At 40.1% G+C, this 2,961-nt stretch carries 4 protein-coding genes; all 4 read left to right on the forward strand.

Features of this window, described 5'->3' with window-relative positions:
- Positions 1-965: rod shape-determining protein MreC (gene mreC, locus ACJHV0_RS00080; protein WP_483133030.1), on the forward strand; the 965-nt coding region annotated here is incomplete at its 5' end.
- Complete coding sequence (gene mreD, locus ACJHV0_RS00085; protein ID WP_283386041.1) at positions 965-1,453, forward strand: rod shape-determining protein MreD; 489 nt, start codon at positions 965-967, stop codon at positions 1,451-1,453. The genes mreC and mreD, both read left to right, overlap by 1 nt.
- A gap of 9 nt (positions 1,454-1,462) precedes the next feature.
- Entirely contained in the window at positions 1,463-2,800 is a 1,338-nt protein-coding gene (locus tag ACJHV0_RS00090) for a replication-associated recombination protein A (RefSeq protein WP_483133031.1), read from the forward strand.
- A gap of 58 nt (positions 2,801-2,858) precedes the next feature.
- On the forward strand, positions 2,859-2,961 hold a 103-nt coding region (locus ACJHV0_RS00095), incomplete at its 3' end, for a metal ABC transporter permease (protein ID WP_483133032.1).

Consider the following 2,961-nt stretch of genomic DNA (forward strand, 5'->3'; position numbering starts at 1 on the left):
GAAGTTCGTTGATGATTCAAGCTCGTAATATCTTAGAAACAACGGTTAGTGGATTATATTACTTTGCAAATACGCCTCGCTCAATCTTAGACGGTGTGAGTGGCAATTTTATTGATAACAATAAATTACAGTTGGAAAATAATTTACTAAAAGAGCAATTAAGAGAAAAAAGTGCAGACTTACTACTCCTTGATCAATTAAAGGTAGAAAATCAACGCTTAAGATTGTTATTAAGTTCGCCACTCCGTCAAGATGAATATAAAAAGATTGGCGAGGTTTTGGCTGCTGAGATGGATGCTTACCGCCAGCAAGTTATTATTAATCAAGGTCGTTTAGATGGGGCTTTTGTCGGGCAGCCTATAATTGATGAAAGAGGTGTTGTAGGGCAAATTATTTCCGTAGGCGAAAAATCCAGTCGTGTGTTACTTTTAACTGACATTACCCACGCCACTCCGGTGCAAGTATTACGCAATGATGTGCGTGGTATTGTGAATGGCACAGGGTTAAATAATGAATTAGTTGTTGATAATTTACCTCGCTCTATTGATGTAGTAAAAGGTGATGTATTAGTTACCTCCGGCTTAGGCGGACGCTTTCCGGAAGGGTATCCCGTTGCAATTGTCGAAACTGTCGAAAATGATACAAAAAGCCAATTTGCCAGAATTGTTGCCAGACCATTAGCTTCATTTGATCGTTTACGTTATCTATTATTACTTTGGCCCACAGCAGAAGAGAAGAATTACAGCCGAAGTTTATCGCCTGAGCAAGTACGTGAAGCTGTGGAAGAAAGACGAAACAGTGTCAATCCGTTTGAACGATTAAAGAAGATGTCAAATAAGAAAACAGAAGTTCAGTTGGATTCCAAAGAAGAGCAAATTGAAACAGAAGAAATAAACGAAAATCCGGCATCACAGTCTGAGCCGGAAGGTGATGAAGGTCATCATATAGAACAAGGAGCTGAATAATGAGAACAAACCCGATTTTTCAGATCCTGGTTATTCTCGCAATTTTTGTGATTGCTTTTGTGTTGGAAATTATGCCTTGGCCGGTTGGCTTTCAAGGATTACGCCCCACGTGGGTAGTATTGGTGCTAATCTACTGGGCATTAGCTCTGCCTGATAAAATTAGTGTTGGCACAGCTTTTTTAGCCGGTATTGTGTGGGATCTAATTTTAGGTTCAATTTTAGGTATTCACGCACTAATATTGTCTATTGCTATTTATTTTGTTGCGAAATACCACCTTATTTTGCGTAACTTATCACTTTGGCTACAAAGTTTACTGGTTATGGCATATATTGTTCTGATCCGCTTCGCTATTTTTGTCGTTGAATTCATTTTACATAGTGCTGAATTTAATTCACAAGAGATATTCGGAGCAATAATCAGCGGTGTACTTTGGCCTTGGATTTTCCTACTGATGCGTCATATTCGCCGCCAACTTCGCTTACGCTAAGGGAGAGAGATGAGTAGCTTGTCTTTTGATTTTGCAGAAGATTTTCGACCGCTTGCAGCAAGAATGCGTCCTCAAAATTTAGCTGAATATGTGGGTCAATCTCATCTGATCGGCGAAGGTAAACCACTGCGTAGAGCGATTGAAGCAGGGCATAGCCATTCTATGATTTTCTGGGGTCCTCCGGGAACAGGGAAAACGACATTAGCTGAAATCATTGCTCATCATTTTGATGCTGAAGTGGAACGTATTTCAGCGGTAACTAGCGGTGTAAAAGAGATTCGAGAAGCAATTGAGCGAGCAAAATTAAATCGACAAGCAGGCAGACGAACATTACTCTTTGTTGATGAAGTTCATCGTTTCAACAAAAGTCAGCAAGATGCATTTTTACCCCATATTGAAGATGGCACGATCATCTTTATTGGTGCGACAACGGAGAACCCTTCATTTGAGCTTAATAATGCGTTACTTTCACGAGCGAGAATTTACATCTTAAAGCCACTACAAGCGGTCGAAATTTTAAAAATTTTGCAAATAGCAGTGGCAGATGTAGAACGTGGGTTAGGTAATGAAAAATTACTGCTTGAAGATGATGTACTGACATTACTTGCCAATTATGTAAATGGCGATGCTCGTTTTGCCTTAAATTGCCTAGAGTTAATGGCAGATATGGCAGAAAGCACTTCTCAAGGTAAAGTGTTAAACAAAGCATTACTTACCGAAGTATTGGGCGAGCGACAAGCCCGTTTTGATAAAGGGGGAGATCGTTATTACGATCTAATTTCTGCTCTACATAAATCCATTCGTGGTTCATCACCGGATGGGGCATTATATTGGTATGCTCGCATTTTAACTGCGGGTGGCGATCCGCTTTATGTAGCAAGACGATTACTGGCAATTGCTTCAGAAGATATTGGTAATGCAGACCCCAGAGCAATGCAAATCGCCATAGCGGCGTGGGATTGTTTTACCAGAGTTGGGGCTTATGAAGGGGAAAGAGCTATCGCCCAAGCGATTATTTATCTTGCCGTTGCCCCTAAAAGTAATGCGGTTTATCAAGCTTTCAATGAAGCTAAACGCTTAGCAAAAGAAGCAAAAGATTATGATGTACCGGAGCATTTACGTAATGCTCCGACAAATTTAATGAAATCATTAGGCTACGGTGAAGAGTACCGTTATGCTCATAATGAACCGAATGCTTATGCTGCGGGGGAAAATTATTTTCCGCCTGAACTTCAAAACACGCAATTCTATTTTCCTTCAGAACGAGGAATGGAAAAGCAGATTAAAGAAAAAATGGCTTGGCTGAAAACACAAGATGAATTAAGCGAGATCAAGCGGTATAAATAATCCATAAATTTACAAAATGTGATGAAAAAGCGGCCGCTTGTTGTTATTTGGAAGAGATATGTTTGATATTTTATTACCTGCGTGGCTTGCAGGTGTTTGTTTAGCCTTTATTACAGCACCGCTCGGTGCTTTTGTTGTTTGGCGGAAGATGGCGTATTTTG

Source organism: Mannheimia sp., assembly GCF_056854775.1.